Below are 20,553 nucleotides of genomic sequence, written 5' to 3'. Positions count from 1 at the left end.
CTCCGGTTATCAGGAACCCATCACCAGGACGGCGATAAAACCAGCATTTGTACAAATCGAAGCCAGTAGATTCATTCGCATAGTGTTGGCAAAAGTTGCCGCCGCCGGGTTCCGCCAAACTTTGATGGCCCATGTCAGAAAATAAACGATCACCGGGAGCATACAGGTTGCCAGAACATAAAATTCTTTGATCTGCAGGGTGAACAGGAAATACCAGGCCAGGACGAAAAACGCGATCCCATAGATGATGCCCGTGAAGATAAAGCTGCCGCGATAGCCCAAGACCATGCTCAGGGTCTTCACCCCATCCTGCCGGTCTGCCTCGTGCTGGTAGATCTGTGTCAGGGGGTAAAAGCCGCCCAGCAGGAGCGAGGCCGCCAGCATCGCCGGGGCGACGGAAAGGCTATCCACTACCGCTCCGGGCTTATGGCTGCCCTGGAAGACGAGCAGGAAGATCAGCGCGCCCTGACAGGTGATCACCGTCAGCCAGCCGATAAAGGGGTATTTCTTCAGGCGGATGCCGCGATAGCTGTAGGCGCGGGAGGCAAGGATATAGACCGCGAGGCCCGCTATAAACCAGCGTCCGATGAACCCGCCCAGGATCAGCGCGGCCAGATCCATCGCCAGGGTTACCCTGAACAGCTGCCGGGTAGGTTGCAGGGGGTGTTCCAATCCACCGATGGGGGTGGTATCGCGATCCATATAGCTGTTGTACCCGTTGCTTGCCGGGTAAACGAGCCCGTGCAGGATCACGAAGATCAGCGCTGCGCGGCCCCAGTCCCTGTCCACTACCTGACTCAGTGCAAACCAATACACCGGCATCAGGAAGAAAGAAAAATGCAGTCGTAGCAGCTGCAGGGAGGAGGAGGCGTTTTTCATGTTATGCGGGTGTTGGATTGAGGTTACGCGGGTGGAAAAGCTGCTCGTAAACGATCCTGAACCAAATGACGATCGCCATCACCGCTTTTATCCCGTAGGGGCGGATAAAACCGTTGCGTACCGGTGCGGGCACCAGATCGGAGACGGACATGGTGATCAGCAGGAAAGCGAGGATCAGCAAGGTCCGGTTCAGCGCGGTCGGTTGTTGCGACCAATACCAGATGCCGATACCGCTCATGACGATGATATAGGTTGGGGACTCGGCCTTGTGGTTGAAGATCACCATCCAGATGAGTGCCGAGGCGAGGAAGAGGAAGCGGAACGAGATATCCTTATACCGGCGGATATAGATCAACGGTAACAGGAACAGGACGACGCCTGCGAGTGTGACGGCGGTTTTAGCTCCCGGGAGATGAAACCAGGTGACCATGATCCCCATTACCGAAACACCGGTGGAGGCCGAGCGGTCGTCGATCAGCAGGTGTAACCAGCTGTTATACAGAAACAGCAACTGGTTGCTGCTGACGACTACCAGTGGGATCAGCGCAAAGAACAACATCCAGAAAAGCGACCAGCCGAAAAGCCGGAGCTTGCCGGGATAAAAAAGGTAAAGTATGAACGCCACTGCGCCGTAAAGTTTTATATAGAACGAGAAAACGATGCAAAGGGTTGACAGCATGTACTGACGACGTTCGGCAAGGGCAAAGGCCAGAACGATGAGACCGGACATGAGTCCGTTGCTTTGGGTATTCTGCACCGACAGCAGCATTTCGAGCAGGCAGAACAGGAGGATAAAACTCTTCTTTTCGTCATTCAGCCCCGGCAGCAGGCGTACGCCGGCGAACAGGCAAAGGGAATTGATGAGATTCCATAACAGCAGGCCGATGGGGTCGGGCATCCAGGACAGGATGCCGAAACAGAGTGCGAAGGCGGGGCTGTACTTGAACAGATCCCAGTGGTCTTCGGGGAAGAGCCGGTAGATATCCTGGTTGTGGATGAGATGGTAGAAGGAGAATTTGAAAATGCGGAAATTATTGTAGTCGATATAGGGTTTGCCGCCGGGTTCATAGATTTTTGGTCCGGCTGTAAGCCCCTGGATAGCGGCGATGATGGAGATGCCGATAAGGGCAAAGAGGGCGATCGAAAGACATTTGGACTTCCAGGTGCGAAGAAGGGCGGTTTTGGTTAGACTCATAGACTTTTTTAATAGGGGGTCATGGCGGCGCAATCGCAGTCCGATCCCGCCGTTGTCCCGAGTAATTTGGCAAAGTGCCGGTAGAAGCCGATCCGGTCTTCCCGGTTCCCTTTCACTTCCGGGTCTTTGCTTTTGCATTCGATGCCGCCGTTGATGATGTTGATCGTCATGCCAAAGCCGGGTTTACGGCCCTGGCGGGTATCTTCGGACGACGGTTGCCATTTGCCGGTGAGCACATCGTGACAGGATGGTTTTGGCGGTTGGGCTTTCATCCAAAACCAAAGTGCGGCGCGAAAGGCGACGACCCCGTCCTGGGTTACCAGTTCGGGACGGGCGAGCAGCGGCAGGTTCATATCGGCGCCGGCCTGTCCATAGTTATAGGCGTAGCTTAGTTGCAGCGGGCCCCGGCCGTAGTAGGATTTGCCGGGCGCCGGCTTCCAGGGACTGGTACCGCCGGTGTTGTAAACGGTGCAATGGCCATCCTTGCAGCCGAGTTCTTCGGTGTAGAAAAGGCCCCAGGCATAGGTACCGCCGGCGGCTCCCGGGCCGCCATTGGTGGTCTCATGTGCGGCGTGTGCAAAAAAAGCGGCTAATTCCCGCTTACGCACCTCGGGAGAACCTTCTCCGGCGAATAAAGGGAAATAAGCCGCTGCTTTTATAAATGCCTCGTATGTATATAGAGGGTTATGATGCGGAAAGAACTGCTCATACTGTTGCCGTGACAACAAAGTCCCGACATCGGCGGGTTGTGTCCCGTGTGGCAACGGTACCGATCCTGGGGAAAGCCAGGCCGTCAACCAAAAAAAGAGGAGTAGCATGCCGCTCAAAACTAGGCAAAATCTACCATTTTTCGTCGCCGGCGCTCTGGTTGACCTTGAACGGAAGGCCATCTTCCCCTAATGGGGCCTTTGGTTCTTTCTTTATTTCGGGTTCTCTATTTGTTTCGGATGCGGGGCGTTGTTCCCGGCGAGGTTCGGGACGTTGATCCCGCCGTTGCTCAGGCTGGCGTTCGCGGCGCTGTTCCGGTTGGGGCTCACGCCGACGTTCGGGCTGTGGTTGCCGCCGTTGGTCCGGCTGGCCTTCACGCCGCTGTTCGGGCTGGCGTTCGCGCTGCTGTTCGGGCTGGCGTTCGCGCTGCTGTTCGGGCTGTGCTTCGAATTCGAGGAGGCCGGGGGCTTCGGTAACTTCCCTGCCCTGCTGTTCAGGGAGGACAGGACGCCGTTGTTGCGGTTCGCGCCGTTGATCGGGTTGATTTTCGCGTCTTGGCGGCCGGCTCTGCTGCCGATCGTTTTGCGGCCGGCCGTTGCGGCGCTGGTTATCCCTGTTGCGGTTCCCGCCGTTGTTATTTCTGCCGTTGCCGCCGCCGTTGCGGTTGGCTTCTGCGCGGGCGACCACTTCTTCCGATACGGGGGAATGTGTGGCCAGCGAGGCGTGCATGACGTGCGGATGATCTTCCACCACGGGGATCTGGCGGGCGATCAGCTTTTGAATATCCCGCAGGAATTCTGTTTCTTCTCCGTCGCAGAACGAAAGGGCTGTTCCGCTGGCTCCGGCTCTACCGGTGCGGCCTATGCGATGTACATAGGTTTCCGGAACGTTGGGCAGTTCGAAGTTGATGACATGGGTGAGGTCGTCGATGTCGATGCCTCTTGCCGCGATGTCGGTGGCGACCAGGATGCGGGTCTGCCGGTTCTTGAAATTCACGAGCGCCCGTTGTCTTGCATTCTGTGATTTGTTGCCATGGATCGCCTCGGCGCGGATGCCTGCGCGTGTGAGTCCCTGTGCCACCTTATCGGCACCATGTTTGGTCCGGGTAAACACGAGGGCGGTGGGGATGGCGCTGCTCTTCAGGATATGCAGCAGGAGGCTGCGTTTATCTTTTTTATCCACGAAGTAGATCGATTGCTGGATGGTCTCGGCTGTGGAGGAGACCGGGGTCACTTCCACTTTGGATGGGTTGACCAGGATGGAGCCGGCCAGTTTTTGGATCTCCGGCGGCATTGTGGCCGAGAAGAACAGCGAATGTTTTTTCTGGGGCAGGCGGGTGAGGATCTTGCGGACATCGTTTATGAAGCCCATATCCAGCATACGGTCTGCTTCGTCAAGAACGAAGTATTTGATATGCTGAAGGTGAAGCAGCTTCTGGTCGCAGAGATCGAGCAATCTGCCCGGTGTGGCGACGAGGATGTCAATGCCGCGTTGGAGGGCTTGTACCTGCGGATGTTGCGGTACGCCGCCGAATATAACCGTATGGCGGATGCCGGTGTGGCGGCCATAGGCGGCAAAGCTTTCGTCTATCTGGATCGCGAGTTCGCGGGTAGGCGTAAGGATCAGGGCTTTGATGGGCCGCGGGTTTCCGGGGCGGGTGTTCTCGTTGACTCCTGCTGCGTCTTCGCATAGCAGTTGGAGTAAGGGGAGGGCGAATGCTGCTGTTTTTCCGGTGCCCGTTTGGGCGCAGCCCAGCAGATCTTTTCGTTCAAGGATGATCGGTATAGCCTGTTGTTGGATAGGTGTGGGTGACGAATACCCCTCATCGTTCAATGCTTGCAGCAAGGGCTCAATGAGATTGAGTTGTTGGAATGACAAAATAATTCTATTTAAAAAGATTGAAAAAAGCCCATCTACTCATCAATATCCTTCAGGAGTATGTACAGAAGGTTGTCACGAAAGTGATTAGAAAGGAGTTATAACGGTTGCAAAGGTAGAGAATCCCCCGGGAATGACCAAGTTTACCAGTTGCTATTGACAGTCAGCGGTTTAGGGTATATTGGGGTCGAGGAGGCAAGATTATGAAAAAAATATTGTGGTCTTTTTAGGCCGCAATTGGATTTTGTACTATATTTGTTTCAGCAACGGTTCACTCACTACAGCCACCCAGGTTAAGGCTTCAAAGACGGCCGGATCAACCGGAGGTCACAAAGGTCGGGCAGGCTGGCCGTTCGCAAACAACGACAGGAGTGTTCAATCCTGCCGTACCTGAAAAATTTTTTCTAACAGTTAAAGTTTGGTTGGAACAGCAAGGACACAGTTCTTGAGAGCCGTCTGTTTCTACAGAGGACTCGAGAGAATAAGGTTTAAAGGGCCGCCTCATGTCTATGGGGTGGCTTTTGTTTATGGCGGCAGAGGCTATTGCAGGAACGACGGCTACCGGATGACGACTGCGGCAGAGGCTATTGCGGGAGCGGCGACTCCCGACGATTACAGGAAGCTGATATAAAATTGCCCATCGATCTCGTAGTAGTAAGAATGGTCCTGCCGGGAGAACCGGATGGGTGCTCCATGATCCTTCAGGACTTTGAGGTATTCATACAGGCTGCGTTCGGAGATGCCCATCTTTTGGGCGAATTCGGGAGGAGAACCGGTTCCTTTTTGGCGGATGAATTGATCCAGGCGGACCAGCAGGCTAAGGTATTGCTTCATAAATGGCTTTTTTTGCGCCACCGTTCAGAAGCATTTAACCGATCGTGCATTTCCTGCACTTTCTAAAAATAAGGGAGTCTCCGAATAAGGCATACCGAAAGGTCAAAAAAGAAAGGCCGGTAAATGCTAACACTCACCGGCTTTTATAGAAAATTATCTAAGTCCGGCCCAAGGCCGGTCATTGGACTCTCCTAGATCATCATACGCAGCGGTTCCTCGAGAAGATTTTTTACCGTCAGGAGGAACGCGGAGCCGGTTGCCCCGTCCACTACCCGGTGGTCGCAGCTGAGGGTGAGCTTCATGACGTTGCCCGGCACTATCGCGCCGTTCTTGACGACCGGCACCTGCTGGATCGCGCTGACCGCGAGGATGCAGGCATTGGGGGCGTTGATGATCGCCGTGAATTCCTCCACGCCGAACATCCCCATATTAGAGATCGTGAAGGTGCTGCCTTCATATTCGACGGGCTGTAGTTTTTTGGCTTTTGCGCGGCCTGCCAGGTCTTTTACTTCGCCGGCGATCTGCGACAGGCTCTTGGTGTCGGCAAATCGTACCACGGGAACGATCAATCCATCGTCGATGGCCACGGCCACGCCGACATGGACATGATGATTGATGCGGATCGTTTCACCCCGCCAGCTGCTGTTGACCGCCGGGTGCTGCTTTAAGGCCACGGCCACCGCCTTCAGGACGAGGTCGTTGAAGGATATCTTCACCGGTGATGACTCATTGAGTTTTGTCCGGGCATAAACGGCGCTGTCCATGTCGATGGACATCGTGACATAGAAATGCGGTGCGGTGAATTTGCTTTCGGCCAGCCTTCTGGAAATAGCCTTCCGCATCTGCGAAACGGGGACTTCTTCGAAGCTTTCCTGACCCTGAACGGCCGGAGCAGCGGACTTACCGGCGGCTGCCGGTTGAGCGCCACCCGTTGCGACTGTGGCGGAGGGTGTATAGTTGTCGACGTCTTTTTTGATGATCCGGCCATTGTCGCCGCTGCCGGCTACTTTGGAGATATCGATCCCTTTTTCCGCGGCCAGTTTCTTTGCCAGCGGGGAGGCTTTTATCCGGCCGTCGGCGCTGACCGAAAGGTCCGAATGGGCCGGTTCGGCAGCCGTTGCCGTGGTGGCGGTCTGTGCGGCCGGTTGTGCCGCTGCGGCGACGGGGCCTGCGGCGCCTTTGTTCTTAGCGGCGGAAACGATCTGGTCGAGATTGACCTTTTTCTCATCTCCGATCACGGCCAGAAGGTCGTTCACGGCGATCTTTTCCCCTTTTTGAGCGCCGATGAACAGCAGTTTCCCTTCCTTATAGCTTTCCAGTTCCATCGTTGCTTTATCGGTTTCGATATCGGCGAGGATATCTCCTTTCTTCACCGGGTCGCCAACTTTTTTGTGCCAATCGGCGATGACCCCTTCGGTCATGGTATCGCTGAGGCGGGGCATCAGGATCACTTCCTCCTGTTTGGAGAGGTCGATACCGCCGCCGGCCGGTGCTGTCTGGGTCGCTGGCGCGGGTGCCGGTTGGGTCGCTGCCGCGGGTGCCGGCTGTGCGGCTTTCGACGGAGCGCTGGAGGGGGCTGCCGCGGGGGCGGCGCCTCCCTTGACCAGGGAGGTAATATCTTCGCCGGGTGCGCCGATGATCGCCAGGAGGTCATTGACCTGGATCTTGCCGCCTTTATCCGTGCCGGTATATAATAAGGTGCCGTCTTTGTAACTTTCCAGGTCCATTGTCGCCTTGTCCGTTTCCACTTCCGCCAGCAGATCGCCTTTTTTGACGGAATCGCCCACTTTCTTATGCCATGCCGCGATGACTCCTTCCGTCATCGTATCGCTCAACCGGGGCATTAAAATAACTTCAGCCATAAATAATTTAATTATTTGGAGCCGTGAAATTAAGACAAAATGAGGAATTCGCGGCTGGGAATTCGCTGCCGCCTACACCGCTTTTACGTTGCCTGTGCGTTTTAGCACGCCCCAGTGTTGCAACTCTCCTTTGAGCGCCCGGCGAACGGCTCTGAACAGCACCAGCCAGGTCAGCCAGCGCCAGATCAGCCGTTGCGGGATCAGCCAGAACAGGCGGATGAGTTTTTCCCGTTCGAAGGAAAAGGCCAGCAGGGCCACCGCCAGATCGATCAGCATGAACACGACATAGTAGCCCGCGATCTTCGAGGCGTTGCCCGTCAGTAATCCGACGATCATAAAGAAGTCGGCAAGGGGGATGACGAAGGGAATGATATACTGAAAAATCAGGATATTCGGGAGTGCGACCCAACCCAGCCACCGGTATTTCCAGTTCATCAGTGCGTCCCTGTTCTTCCAGAATGTCTGCATGACGCCATAGCTCCAACGGAACCTTTGTTTAAAGAATTGTTTCAGGGTTTCGGGTGCCTCCGTCATGGCGACGGCCCGGTTGTCGTTCTCGATGACATAGCCGCAGCGAAGGATGCGCATGGTCAGATCACAATCCTCCGCCAGCGTGTCGTGGGTGAAGCCGCCGGCTTCTTCGATGGCCTTCTTGCGGAAGGCGCCGATCGCGCCGGGAACCACGGTGATCGCGTTGAGATAGGAAAAGGCCCGCCGGTCGAAATTCTGACTGCTGATATATTCGATGGCCTGCCAGCGGGTCAGAACATTCACCTGGTTACCCACTTTTACATTTCCTGCGACAGCGCCCACCGGACCAGTATGCTGGCTCGGCATGCCCTTGCGTTCGCCAAAATGTTCCATCATCAGGGATACGGCATTGGGCAGCAGTTTTGTGTCGGCATCGATGCAGATGACGAATTCCGCGTCGCTCCGGCTGATGCCGAAGTTGAGTGCGGATGCCTTACCGCCATTGGGTTTTGTAAAGACCTTCACCTTGGGATTGTTTGCAAAGGCGTCGCTTACGCGCTGAAAGGTCTGGTCCTGGCTGCCGTCATTGACGAAGATGATCTCGAAATTGGGATAATCGCCATTCAACAGACTCTGTACCGAGCCGACGGCATTCACTTCCTCGTTATAGGCCGGCACGATGATGCTTACCAGCGGCGCCCGCCTGCCGTCCAGCAACCAGAACGGGTGAAACCCATATTTTTTTTCCCGGAAATGTTCTTTTGTAGCGATAACGGCGATGAACACCACCCGGCTTGCCGACAGGATCATAAACACTACGAAGGCGGAGAACAGGATATGGCTTCCCCAGTACCCTATTTCCGCAAAGTAATAGTTGATCTGTAAAAGATAATAACCGCTTCCCCTTGGCACGGGCGGCATCATCTCGTCCTTTGTCTTACTGAGGATATCCGCCACCGTCGTGAAATGGAAACCCCGCTTTTGAAAATGTTCGATGATGCGCGGCAGTGCTTCCACCGTCGCCTCCCGGCCGTCGCCGCCCGCATCGTGCAGGAGGATGATATTGCCGCTGAGGCCCGACCTGGTCATCTCGTTCTTGCGCCGGATCACGCGTTCGTAGATGCTGTCCGCCGGTGTGCCGGGTTCCCAGTCAAGCGGGTCGATGGATTCCCCGATGTCCAGGTAATTTTTCTTGCGGGCGATGGCAACGGGGATCAGTTCTTCCCATTTCTCCGGCTCGAAATCCGCGTTATACGGCGCCCGGAACATGATGGTGCTTCGCCCTGTGATACATTCTATCAGCAGCCGGGTCGATTCCATCTCGAGGATGGCCCGTCGCGTGCTGACCTTGGCGATATTCGGATGCGTGAAGGTATGATTGCCGATCTCATGTCCCTCCTTGAACTCCCGCTTTACGATGGGGATATTGTTCTCGGCGTTGATGCCCACGATGAAGAAGGTGGCGGGGACATGGTATTTGCTGAGGATATCAAGTATCTTGGGGGTATAGTCGGGGTCGGGGCCGTCATCGAAGGTGAGGACGAGCTTCATGGAATCGGTGGTCCCGTATTTACGGGCAACGAACCGCGAAGGAAGGCTGTCATAGCTTTCTTCACTGATCAGCATCTCGCCCGTATTCACTTCCGGGGTTATCCGGCCGTTGGTTGGCGTTCCGATGACGTCCAGCACTTCTCCGCTGCCCTCGTAATCCACGAAGTCCGCATAGGCCATTGCATCGACCTTGCTAAATGCCGAAAAATTAAAATGCGCCACCGCTGATTTCTGCATGTCCTGGTCATAAAAATCCCAGATCCGCGGGTCTTCATCACCCAGCCGCCAGATCGAGGTTCCCGCCAGCCCGTATTCCGTGGCAAACCGCAGCGCATTGAAGGCGGTTGCGGCATCCGTGAACTGCACCTGGTGCCGGACATTGTCCTCGTCGTCATAGTCATAGTGCAGATTGTAGGAGTCGTTGTCGAAGTCGATCTTCGCATCGTTGTCTTTGGCCGTGAAGAGGGCTTGCTGATAGCTCACGGTCCGGCTTGACATCTCCTTGCCAAGGCGCCAGTCGTAACCATAAGCCGCCAGACAAAGGATCAGTTTGTTCTCGGGGATGTATTTCACCGCGTCATCCACCGCTCCTTCGATCCATTTCTGGTGGGAGATGGGTCCCGGACCTGAATTGTCCGAATACTGGTCATACGCCATCAGGAAAACGTAGTCGTTGTATTTCGAGAGGAGCTTGACGTTGTAGTCTTCGTTAAACGGGATAACGTCCTGGGTTACCAGCAGGTGCCGGGCATGCAGCTGTTCGAACAGGTCTTTTTGAAATTCCACCAGCTTTTCATTGCTTTTCTCTTCCAGTTCTTCGAAGTCCACGTTCACGCCAACGAAATTATCCTTCTCGAGGATGCGGATCAGGTCGTTTATAAGCCGTTGTTTCTTGACGGGGTCATTGATGATCCGGTGCACCGCGTCGCCACGGAACAGCTCTTTATAGTTGTTGGAAAGGATGGGCAGGATCTTCACGCCCGACTTTTTCATCACTCCCCAGGCCCGGGCGTCGATATCGGTATAGATCGTATCGGCGGTGGGATCGATGAAGATCCATTCCGGGACGACCAGGTTCATCTTGTCGATATATTGCTGAAGGGAGAGGAAGGACTGGGCATCCCAGTCCACATAAAATGCTGCCCGGATGCCGGCGGGAAATTTTGTAAACGACCGGAAGTTGGTATCGGCTTTTCTCAGCCGCAGCTGGGCCAGCCGTTCGGAATCCTTTTTGGACTGGCCGGGAAATGCGCCGCCGCGGTAGGGCACCTTCTCGTTGATGTATTTTCGGAACCCGCCGTATTGCTCGATAAGGGGGTTTTTGAATAAAAAGCTCTTGTTGGTGTCGAGGACTTTCTTGTACAGCTGGCTTTGTTCCTTCATCCGCGGCAGGGCGGGTTTGTAGTCCCGGGAAACGGCGATGGAGAAGATGACGACACCCAGGACCGCGAATAACAGGAGAATCCGGCCGCCCCATTTAAGGCGCTGCCAGCGGCCTGTTGAATTCGTTTGGAAGATCTGAGTTGTTGAAGGAGGTGTCGAGTTGCCTGTCATAGATATTTTAGAGTATTGGCAAAATCCCCGCCAATCAGGTAGTTGTCAGTAGTCCAGCTCCAGCTTTAACCTATCTTTAAGCTCTTTTACCAGGGGATACTGTTCGACGATCTGTATGAACTGCTCCCGTTTGTTCAACGGCCGTTCGGCGGGTTCTTCGTCGACAACCGCCCGTTCCCCGATGATCACCATAAAGGATATCGCCTTGTTGGAAAACAGCCTTTGCAGGTGGTCGGACAGGCTGCGTTTTTCCTGTTCGATGAATTTTTGTTCGAGGTTGTTGTTGGTGATCACCTCGAAGTTATTACTGTCCGTGATACGGAGCGTCGCCAATTCGAGCGACTGTACGGCGGGATTTCTGTTCTCCCGCAATTGATCCGCGTACTGCTGCCAGGCTTTTTGCAGGGCCACGGGCTCCAGTGGGTGGATATTGACTGAGTTATCAGTCGACTGTTTTGAGCTGAACTGCTGCCGGATCCTCGAAAGCGATCCCAGCGAGGTTGCCGCGGGTGCCGCCGTTCCGGGGATGGCTTTTTTCTGCGGTTCCTGTTCCGGCTGCACGGGCGGACGGGGTTCCGAAGCGCCGTTTTCTACCAGGAGCTTTGCACCGGCCTGCGGACCGGGTTCCGTAGGTGTCGCTGTGGCAGTTCGTTCTGTCGCGGGTTGGCGGACCAACTCCATCGCCGGGATATTCCGGAAGGAGACCGGTCTCAGGGTGTCAGGCTGTTTTTTTTTTGCGGCGGGATCTCCGCCTGTAATTTGCAAAGCCTGGGCCAGGTAGCAAAGCTTGATCAGGGCCAGTTCGACATGCAGCCGTTTGTTGCGGGCGGATTTATAGTTGATCTCTGCTTCGTTCAATACGTTGAGCGCACTGACCAGCCAGGAAGCGTCCGCTCCCCGGCCCACGGTGATATACCGGTCGCGGAAACTTTCCACCACTTCCAGCAGCATCGCGACCTTTTCGTCTTTGCACACCAGCAGATTCCGGATGAATTCGGCCAGGCCGTTGAGTACAAGGTCGCCTTCGAAGCCTTTCCGGTTGATGGAGTCAAAGATCAGCAGCGCAGCCGAGAGATCCTGTTGCTGCATGGCATCGAGTATGCGGAAGTAGTAGTCGGCGTCGAGGATATTCAGGTGTTCCAGCGTGTTCTGGTAGGTCAGTTGACCGTTGGTGAAGCTGACGATCTTGTCCAGGATGCTGAGCGCGTCCCGCATACAGCCCTCGCTTTTCTGCGCGATCATCTGGAGGGCCGGTTTTTCCGCGGTGATCTCCTCCTTGTTGCAGATATCCTGGAGATGATCGACCGTATCTGCCGGGGTGATCCGTTTGAAGTCAAATATCTGACAACGGGAGAGGATGGTGGGTAATATCTTGTGCTTTTCCGTCGTCGCCAGGATAAAAATGGCATAGGGCGGCGGTTCTTCCAGAGTCTTTAGAAAGGCATTGAAGGCCGAGGTGCTGAGCATGTGCACCTCATCGATGATATAGACCTTGTATTTTCCGGCCTGGGGGGAGAATCGAACCTGTTCCACCAGGGTGCGGATATCGTCCACCGAGTTATTGCTGGCGGCATCCAGCTCATGGATGTTGAGCGAAGCGCCATCGTTGAAAGAGACGCAGGAGGGGCACCGGTTACAGGCCTCGCCGTCGGGGGTGATGTTCTCGCAATTGATCGTCTTGGCCAGGATACGGGCGCAGGTGGTCTTGCCGACGCCGCGGGGACCGCAGAACAGGAAAGCATGGGCTAACTGCTTGTTCTTTATGGCGTTTTTTAAGGTGGTTGTGATATGCGCCTGCCCCACTACCGTCGAAAAATCCTGGGGTCTGTATTTTCTGGCCGAAACGATGAATTTATCCATTTAGCATCCGCTGCTTTTATGTGCTTTCAGCGACTTTTAGCAAACGTACGACTTCCCGGGCATATTTGAGCCGGCGGAGAAGGCGCAACCCTGAGAGCGGGATCCTGCCGGCCCTGCGCGTGATTTTCTTATCTTCGGAAAAAATAATCCAAGAAAAATTTGGATTATTAACAACGTTAAGTAAATTTGTATCGTTAATATTTGCACATGGGAATTCAGGAGAGAAAAGAAAAGCAGAAGCTGGAGGTCCGGAAACTGATCCTTGACGCGTCCATGAAGCTCTTTATGGAAGAGGGGTTCAGGAATGTAACGATGCGGGGGATCGCCGATCTGATCGAATACAGTCCGACGACGGTCTACCTGTATTTCAAGGACAAGGATGAGATCTTCGCCGCCCTTCATGATATCGGTTTTCAAAAGATGGCGGAATTCAATAAAGATCTCGGCACCATCCACAACCCCCTGGTGCGTCTCCATAAGATGGGGGAGAACTATGTTCAGTTCGGCATCGAGAATCCCGAGTATTACAGCCTGATGTTCATCGACTCGGAGCCGATGCAGAAATTTGCCGAGGAGGGCTGTGAGGAATGGAAGTCGGGCGACGGCGCGATCGCGGTGCTGCAGGAAACGGTCGTCGAATGCATGCAAAAGGGCTATCTCCAGGATGATGATCCGTTGCTTGTCAGCCTCTCGATCTGGAGCTTTGTCCATGGTCTGATGTCGCTGGCGATACGGGAACGGCTGGAGAAGTTCGTCGTGCAGAAGGAAATGCTCCTGCCCACCATGAAAGCCAGCCTCAACTGGTTTATCAATAACATCGAGGTCGGCGACAGATCGAAACCCCGGTAGACATTCAGGCCCAGCGTCCGGTTACGGCAGCCCTTAGGGGCGTTTTTTTTGCACCTTAAAAGAACGTTGTTAAGTTAATTTATAGAAGTAATAAACAGAACAATATGCCAAAACGAATCTTATTCCTGCTGTTGACGGCAATTGCGGCCCGGGTGTCGGCCCAGTCTGTTCTCGACGCGTACCTCCGCATCGGCCTGGACAGCAATCTTGCTCTTCACCAGCGCAACTTCGATTGTCAGCGGGCCGGGCTCGACCTCCGGCGGGCAAGGTCGCTTTTTTATCCTCAGGCCGGTTTTAGCTCGCAGTATACCGTGGCTAATGGCGGGCGCAGCCAGGCGATACCTATCGGCGATCTGCTCAACAATGTTTACTCCACCCTCAACCAGCTCACGGGCAGCAATAAATTTCCGCAGGTAGCCAACCAATCCATCCAGTTCCTGCCAAACGATTTTCAGGATACCAAGGTGGAGATCAGTCTGCCCATCCTCAACACCGATCTGCTGCACAACAAAGAGGTAAGCAGCGAGACGGTCAACGTCCGCCGGGCCGAGTACGAGGTGTATCGCCGCGATCTGGTCCGCAGTATCCGTCAGGCTTATTACCAGTACCTGCAGGCGGGCAAGGCCGTCGACATTTACACCGCGGCGCTTGTATCGGTGAAGGAGAACCGCCGTGTCAGCGAAAAATTCGTCGAGAACCATATCGCCACGCGCGAGATCGTGCTGCGCAGCCAGGCCCAGGTAAGCCAGGTGGAGTCCGCCCTGATCGAGGCGGAGAATGACCGGCGCAATGCAACCGCGTATTTCAACTTCCTGCTCAATCGTCCGCTCGACAGTCCCATCCTGACGGATCCCTCGCTGCTGACCGCTGCCCCGTCCGGCGACGGTGCCCGGTCTGCCGAGGGTGCCCGATCTGCCGAGGTTGCTGCCGTGGCTGCCAACAGCGTCGCCCCGGCTGTCAACGGCGGCGCCCCGGCTGTTGGTGCCATTACGGGGCGGGAAGAGCTTACCCGGCTCAGAAGCTATCAACGGATCCTGCAATCCAATCTTAAATGGAATCGCAATTACCTTATCCCCCGGCTGAATGCCTTTTACGATATCGGTTACCAGGGGTTTGGCTTTCATTTCAATGGTGACCAATTTTATCAACTGGCCGGCGTGAACCTGAGCTGGACGATCTTCAAGGCGAACGACAACAAATACAAGATCCAGCAGGCGCGTATCGACATCGACGCGGTCGGTGAGCAGTACCGGCAACTCACCCAGCAGCTGACACTCGAACAGCAGACGGCGCTCAACAACTACCGATCGGCGATGGAGGCCCTCAGGGCGCTGGCCGATGAATCGGGAAGTGCGAGGGAGGCTTACCGGCTGGCCGAACGGCGATTCAACGAAGGACAGGCGTTGCAGGTGGAGTTGATCGACGCCCGTACCCAAATGACAAGCGCGGAGATCCGCTATTCTCTTGGCCGCCTGGCGGTGCTGAACCGTGCGGCCGATCTCGAACGGGCGACAGCCGCTTATAAATTCTAAACTTTCTTCCACTCGTCTAAACAACTACGTTATGAATATGAAATTGCTTCTCCTGGCGGCGATCCTTTCTTTTGGCCTGGTCCGGTGCGGAGAGAACAAGGCTGCCGTCGCTCCGCCGGCGGATCAGCCCATCCCGGTAAGGCTCCAAGCGGTGACTACGGCCACCGGCGGGAGGATCCTGCAATATTCGGGGCTTATCGCTTCCAATTCCGAGGCCCGGCTGTCCTTCAAGATCGGCGGCATCATCTCGCGCATCTTTGTGAAAGAAGGCGATCATGTCGTCGCGGGTCAGCTGCTGGCCACGCTCGACCTGACGGAAATAAATGCCCAGGTGCAGCAAGCTACTCAAAGCCTGGAAAAAGCGCAGCGTGATGAGACCCGGGCCAACAACCTCTACCGGGATACGGTCGCCACGCTGGAACAGGTGCAGAATACCCATACGCAGACGACGGTCGCGTCGGAAGGCCTGCGGATCGCCCGTTTCAACCAGCAATATGCGCAGATCCGCGCCGGCAGCAGCGGTACGATCCTTCAAAAGCTGTTGAACGAAGGGGAATATGCTTCCGCGGGGACGGCGGTACTTGTATTCAACGGCACCGCACAAAACGACTGGGTGGTTCGCTTTGGAGTCTCGGACAAGGACTGGGCGGTGCTGCACAAGGGCGACAAAGCGGTCATTACCATCGACGCCTATCCCGACCAGTCCTTTACGGGCCAGATCACCAAGCTTGCCGAAGGCGCGGATGCCAGCGGCGGCACTTATGCCGTGGAGGTGACCCTTTCCGCCGCGGGTAATAAACTGGCTCCCGGCCTCTTTTGTAAGCTGCAATTACAGCCGGCAGGCAAGCGGTCCCTGGCTTTTATCCCCGCCGCCGCACTCGCCGAAGGCGATGGGAATACCGGATTCGTATACACGCTCAACGACGACCGGCGCACGGTGAAGAAACTGCCTGTCCGGGTCGCCTTCCTGCAGGGGGACAGGATCGCGATCGGCAGCGGACTGGAGAACGTCCGGGAAGTGATCACCGACGGGGTCGGCTATCTCACGGAAAAGGCGGTAGTGCGGCCGATCTCTAACTCCGATTCTCTGACCAAATAAATCCACTGTGATGAACATTACGAGCTTTTCGGTTCGCAACTACCAATTCACGCTTATCGTGTTTGTGATGCTGGCGCTCATCGGCGTCAGCTCCCTGTTCAATATGCCAAGGGGTGAAGATCCGGATACCGAGGCGCCCAGCTTTTCGGCCATCATCATCTATCCCGGCACCAGTCCCAAGGACATGGAAGAGTTAGTGGTCAATCCCATCGAGAAACGATTCAATGAAATGGATGATGTCAAGCGCATCCGCTCGTCCATCGACGATGGTCTGGCCGTCATCCAGATAGAATTCAAGTACGAGACGGATCCGGATAAGAAATATCAGGATGTGATCCGGGAGTTGGATGCCGTGAGGCCCGAACTCCCCGCGGATATCCTGAGCACCAACATCCAGCGTTTCACGCCTTCCGATGTCAATATCCTGCAGGTGGCCCTGCTGAGCGAGACGGCTCCCTATAGCCAGCTGGAAGAATGGAGCAAGAAGCTAAAAGAAAGGCTGGAGAAGATAAAGACCCTTAAGAACGTCGACAATTGGGCCTTTCCGCAGCAGCAGGTGCGGGTGTCGCTCAACCTGGAGAAACTTTCGCAAGATCATATTCCTTTGAACGCCGTGTTACAGGCGATCCAGCGGGAGAACGTCAACATCCCCGCCGGCAGCGTCGAGATGGGGACCCGCAAATTCAACGTAAAGACCAGTGGCGACTATAAGAGTGTCGACGAGATCAGGAATACGGTAGTCAGCAGTACGGGTGGAAAGATCATCTATGTCAGAGACCTTGCCGAGGTGTCCTTTAACTATGAGGAGCAAAACTATATCGGGCGGCTGAATGGGAAAAGGGGCGTCTTTGTCACCGCCAGCCGTAAATCCGGCACCAATATCTTCGCGGTGGAGAAGGCGATGAACCCGGTGCTGGAACAGTTTAAGCGCGAACTGCCGCCGGCAATCGCCTTTGAAAAAAGCTTTGACAATGCAGAAAGCGTTCATACTAGGCTCGGCCATTTTGCCCGGGATTTCGCCATCGCCATTTTCCTGGTGTTGCTGACGCTTTTGCCGCTGGGACCCCGCGCGTCGATCGTCGTCATGGTCTCTATTCCGCTTTCCCTGCTGATCGGTCTGTTCATCCTCGATCTTTTCCATTTTACCATCAACCAGCTGAGCATCGTCGGCATGGTCGTCGCGCTTGGGTTGCTGGTCGATGACAGCATCGTCGTGGTCGAGAATATCGAACGCTATTTGCGAATGGGTTATTCGAAGAAGGACGCCGCTATTGCCGCCACGCGGCAGATCGGTCTTGCGGTATTGGGTTGCACCGCGACGCTTGTGTTCTCCTTTCTGCCGCTGATGTTCCTGCCGGAGGCGCCCGGAGATTTTATCCGCAGTCTGCCCGCCGCCGTGGTAGCTACCGTGCTGGCGTCCCTTTTTGTGTCTTTGACGATCGTTCCTTTTCTTTCCAGCCGCATTCTCAGCGGGCACGAACATCCCGAAGGTAATTTCTTTCTCCGCGGGCTGCGCCGGTTTATCAACGGCAGCTACCGCCGCCTGCTTCATCTGGCTATTGCCCGGCCCGTGGTGACGCTGCTGATCGCCTTTGGCATTTTCGCGGGAAGCCTGGCGCTCATTCCCCGGGTGGGATTCAGTGTCTTTCCTTCGTCGGAGAAACCGATGTTCCTGATCAATATCACGACGCCGCTGGGTACGAGCCTTCCGGCTACGGATTCCGTGGCGCGCTGGGTCGAAGGCCAGATCCGGCACCTGCCCGATCTGAAGAACTATGCAACCAATGTCGGCCGTGGGAACCCCCGCATCTATTACAACGTCATCCCGCAAAACGAGGTGAGCAACTATGCACAGCTGTTCATCCAGCTCAACGAAACACCTTCCTTTCGGAAACGGCAGATGATCGACAGCCTGCGTCTGCGTTTCAAGGATTATCCGGGCGCGAAGATCGAAGTAAAAGACTTCGAACAGGGGCCGCCGATAGAGGCGCCAATCGCCATCCGGCTTTTCAGCGAGAATCTCGATACGCTGCGCAGCCTTGCCTTTCGGGTGGAGGACGTGTTGAAAAACACCGAGGGAACGATGTATGTCCATAACGACCTGACGACGCTGAAAACCGACATAAAGGTTCGGGTCAACAAAGAGAAAGCGGGTATCCTGGGGGTTCCCGTCAATGAGGTAGACCGTACCGTGAGGCTTGCCGTTGCGGGGCTGGATATCGGAAAATTCCGCAAGGAAGGTGAAAAAGGGGATGACTATAACATCAACGTCTGTCTGCCCCGTGATCAGCGGCAAACGCTGGATGCCCTGAATACCATTTATGTCAATTCGGCGGCCGGTGCGTCGGTGCCGCTGAACAATATTGCGGATATCGGCTTTCAGAGCAGTCCCACCACCATCCAGCACTATGACAAGGATCGCTATACGACCGTCACCGCTTTTGTGCGCAGCGGTTATAATACATCCCGGATGACGGAAGGTATCCTGAAGAATCTGGACACGCTGCGTTTCCCTGCCGGTGCGAGCTACAAGGCTGCGGGTGAGGTCGAGAGCAAGGAGCAGAGTTTCGGCGGGCTCGGGCCCATCATCCTGATCACCGTTTTTGGGATCCTGGGTATCCTGATCCTCGAGTTCAAGACCTTTCGCGGTACGCTGATCGTCCTGTCCGTGGTGCCGCTGGGTATCATCGGTGCGGTGCTGATGCTGCTGGCCACCGGCAATACCTTCTCCTTTGTCGCCGTGATCGGACTTATCGCGCTCGTCGGTATCGAGGTCAAGAATTCCATCCTGCTGGTGGATTATACCGATCAATTACGAAAGGGGGGGATGGGGCTTGACGAAGCTATCCAGGAGGCGGGGGAGACCCGGTTTGTGCCGATCATCCTGACTACGCTTACCGCGATCGGGGGGCTTGTTCCGCTGGTAGCCGAAAACAATCCCCTGTATTCGCCGCTGGCGCTCGTGATCATCGGCGGGTTGCTGAGTTCGACGGTTCTTACGCGTGTGGTGACGCCGGTGCTTTACAAGCTGCTGGCGCCGAAGATCACGCCCCCACCATCGGATGCCGTTTGAACTCTTTGCCGCGGTCGAACAGATAGCGATAGGTTGTCAGTTTGCGGCTGACATGGCTGTCGCCGAGGGACTTGGCTACGTTGATCATTTTGGGGTTGAAATCGCCGATCCATTGCATTTCATAATGGGTATAGAATTTTACGGGCTGCACCCGGTCGGCCAGTTCCTGGATGATATAGGCGTCGACACCCTTTCCCTGGAATTCGGGGATCAGGGCGAAGATGATCCCGGTGAAATGGCGGCAGGCGCCGCGGCTTTTTAGCCAGAGGAAATGCAGTTTTTGCAGGAGGCCGACCCTGCCGTCGAAGTGTTTGTAGTACTGATTCAGTTCGGGGATGTTGAGAAAAAGCGCGATAGGCTTGTCGCCATAATAGGCGAACCAGGCGATGTCCTCGTCGATGAGCGGCTTCATCTTTTTGAAGAGCTGGAGGGCCTGGTCCTTTTTCATTTCTTTTAGTCCTCCGTGGCCGGCATAGGCGGCGTTATAGACCGCGACGAAGTCGGAAGCGTATTTCTCGAGGTTGTTCTTTTCGAGGGTTCGGGCGCTGTAGAGCGGATCGGCCGCGACGGCATCATGGCGCTGTCTGATCTTTGGGCTTAGGGGTGCTACGGGGTCCATCCCGAAACAAAGCTGGTGGAAGTAGGGCTTGAAGCCGTAGTTTTCCAGCAGGTCCTTATAATAAGGAGGGTTGAAGTTCATCGACCAAAGGGGTTCGCGAAAACCTTCGACCAGCAGGCCCCACCATTTATCCCGTTCGCCAAAATTGATAGGGCCGTCCATTGCTTCCATGCCGCGCTGGACCAGCCAATGGCGGGCCACATCCAGCAGCATATCGGCAGCTTCTTGATTATCAATGCAATCAAAGAAGCCAACGCCGCCTACCGGCCCGTCATCCCCTTTGTTTTTGTATTTCTTATTGATGAAGGCGGCGATCCGGCCGATGAGGCGGCCGTCATCATCCTTGAGGATCCAGCGGGTTATTTCGCCGTGGCGAAAGGCCTTATTGCTGTTCTTATCGAATACTTCGTTGATTTCCTTGTCGATAGGGCGAATATAACCCGGTACGTTCCGGTTAAGCTCCACATTCACCCGGATGAAATCTTTTGCCGTGTCAGGTTGGGAAACTTCTATCAGTTGCATATTCGGAAAACAACAAATATAGTATTTTTAACTTTCCCCCCGTCCCCTTACCTTTGCGCCAAAATTA

General features: G+C 55.2%; 13 protein-coding genes. 4 read left to right on the top strand and 9 right to left on the bottom strand.

What is annotated here, in order from left to right:
* Positions 1–9: 9 nt before the first annotated feature.
* The 8 genes from VGM48_RS16810 to VGM48_RS16775 form a co-directional block, all read right to left on the bottom strand.
* Positions 10–879, bottom strand: coding sequence for a UbiA family prenyltransferase (locus tag VGM48_RS16810; RefSeq protein ID WP_331581206.1), 870 nt, complete (start codon positions 877–879; stop codon positions 10–12).
* A gap of 1 nt (position 880) precedes the next feature.
* A complete protein-coding gene (locus VGM48_RS16805; protein WP_331581204.1) occupies positions 881–2,074 on the bottom strand; it encodes a glycosyltransferase family 87 protein in 1,194 nt (397 codons plus the stop codon).
* An 8-nt stretch (positions 2,075–2,082) separates the two neighbouring features.
* Entirely contained in the window at positions 2,083–2,892 is an 810-nt protein-coding gene (locus VGM48_RS16800) for a chitinase (RefSeq protein WP_331581202.1), read from the bottom strand.
* Between the two features lie 22 nt (positions 2,893–2,914).
* On the bottom strand, positions 2,915–4,660 hold the full coding sequence (locus VGM48_RS16795; protein WP_331581200.1) for a DEAD/DEAH box helicase: 1,746 nt from the start codon (positions 4,658–4,660) through the stop codon (positions 2,915–2,917).
* 612 nt (positions 4,661–5,272) lie between these two features.
* On the bottom strand, positions 5,273–5,494 hold the full coding sequence (locus VGM48_RS16790; protein ID WP_331581198.1) for an HTH domain-containing protein: 222 nt from the start codon (positions 5,492–5,494) through the stop codon (positions 5,273–5,275).
* Positions 5,495–5,685: 191 nt separating this feature from the next.
* Positions 5,686–7,356, bottom strand: a complete 1,671-nt coding sequence (locus tag VGM48_RS16785) for a pyruvate dehydrogenase complex dihydrolipoamide acetyltransferase (protein WP_331581196.1) — start codon at positions 7,354–7,356, stop codon at positions 5,686–5,688.
* Positions 7,357–7,428: 72 nt separating this feature from the next.
* Positions 7,429–10,932 (bottom strand): polysaccharide deacetylase family protein, encoded by a 3,504-nt coding sequence (locus VGM48_RS16780; RefSeq protein WP_331581194.1) that lies wholly within the window; start codon positions 10,930–10,932, stop codon positions 7,429–7,431.
* Between the two features lie 45 nt (positions 10,933–10,977).
* Entirely contained in the window at positions 10,978–12,792 is a 1,815-nt protein-coding gene (locus VGM48_RS16775; protein WP_331581192.1) for a DNA polymerase III subunit gamma/tau, read from the bottom strand.
* Between the two features lie 207 nt (positions 12,793–12,999).
* Here VGM48_RS16775 and VGM48_RS16770 point away from each other — a divergent pair, with 207 nt between their 5' ends.
* The 4 genes from VGM48_RS16770 to VGM48_RS16755 all read left to right on the top strand — a co-directional run bounded on the left by VGM48_RS16770 (position 13,000) and on the right by VGM48_RS16755 (position 19,345).
* Complete coding sequence (locus VGM48_RS16770; RefSeq protein WP_331581190.1) at positions 13,000–13,641, top strand: TetR/AcrR family transcriptional regulator; 642 nt, start codon at positions 13,000–13,002, stop codon at positions 13,639–13,641.
* A 104-nt stretch (positions 13,642–13,745) separates the two neighbouring features.
* Positions 13,746–15,173 carry a TolC family protein gene (locus VGM48_RS16765; protein ID WP_331581188.1) on the top strand — a complete coding sequence of 476 codons (1,428 nt, stop codon included), beginning with the start codon at positions 13,746–13,748 and terminating at the stop codon, positions 15,171–15,173.
* A 37-nt stretch (positions 15,174–15,210) separates the two neighbouring features.
* Positions 15,211–16,272 carry an efflux RND transporter periplasmic adaptor subunit gene (locus tag VGM48_RS16760; protein ID WP_331581186.1) on the top strand — a complete coding sequence of 354 codons (1,062 nt, stop codon included), beginning with the start codon at positions 15,211–15,213 and terminating at the stop codon, positions 16,270–16,272.
* 10 nt (positions 16,273–16,282) lie between these two features.
* Complete coding sequence (locus VGM48_RS16755; RefSeq protein WP_331581184.1) at positions 16,283–19,345, top strand: efflux RND transporter permease subunit; 3,063 nt, start codon at positions 16,283–16,285, stop codon at positions 19,343–19,345.
* Here the strand turns inward: VGM48_RS16755 and VGM48_RS16750 are convergent.
* Complete coding sequence (locus VGM48_RS16750) at positions 19,317–20,486, bottom strand: hypothetical protein (RefSeq protein WP_331581182.1); 1,170 nt, start codon at positions 20,484–20,486, stop codon at positions 19,317–19,319. The genes VGM48_RS16755 and VGM48_RS16750 overlap by 29 nt on opposite strands.
* Positions 20,487–20,553: the final 67 nt, after the last annotated feature.

The sequence above is a fragment of the Puia sp. genome, assembly GCF_036500295.1.
GTDB lineage: Bacteria > Bacteroidota > Bacteroidia > Chitinophagales > Chitinophagaceae > Puia.
The sequence above is the reverse complement of the archived record's forward strand: the minus strand, read 5'-3'. Positions and strand labels throughout refer to the sequence as shown.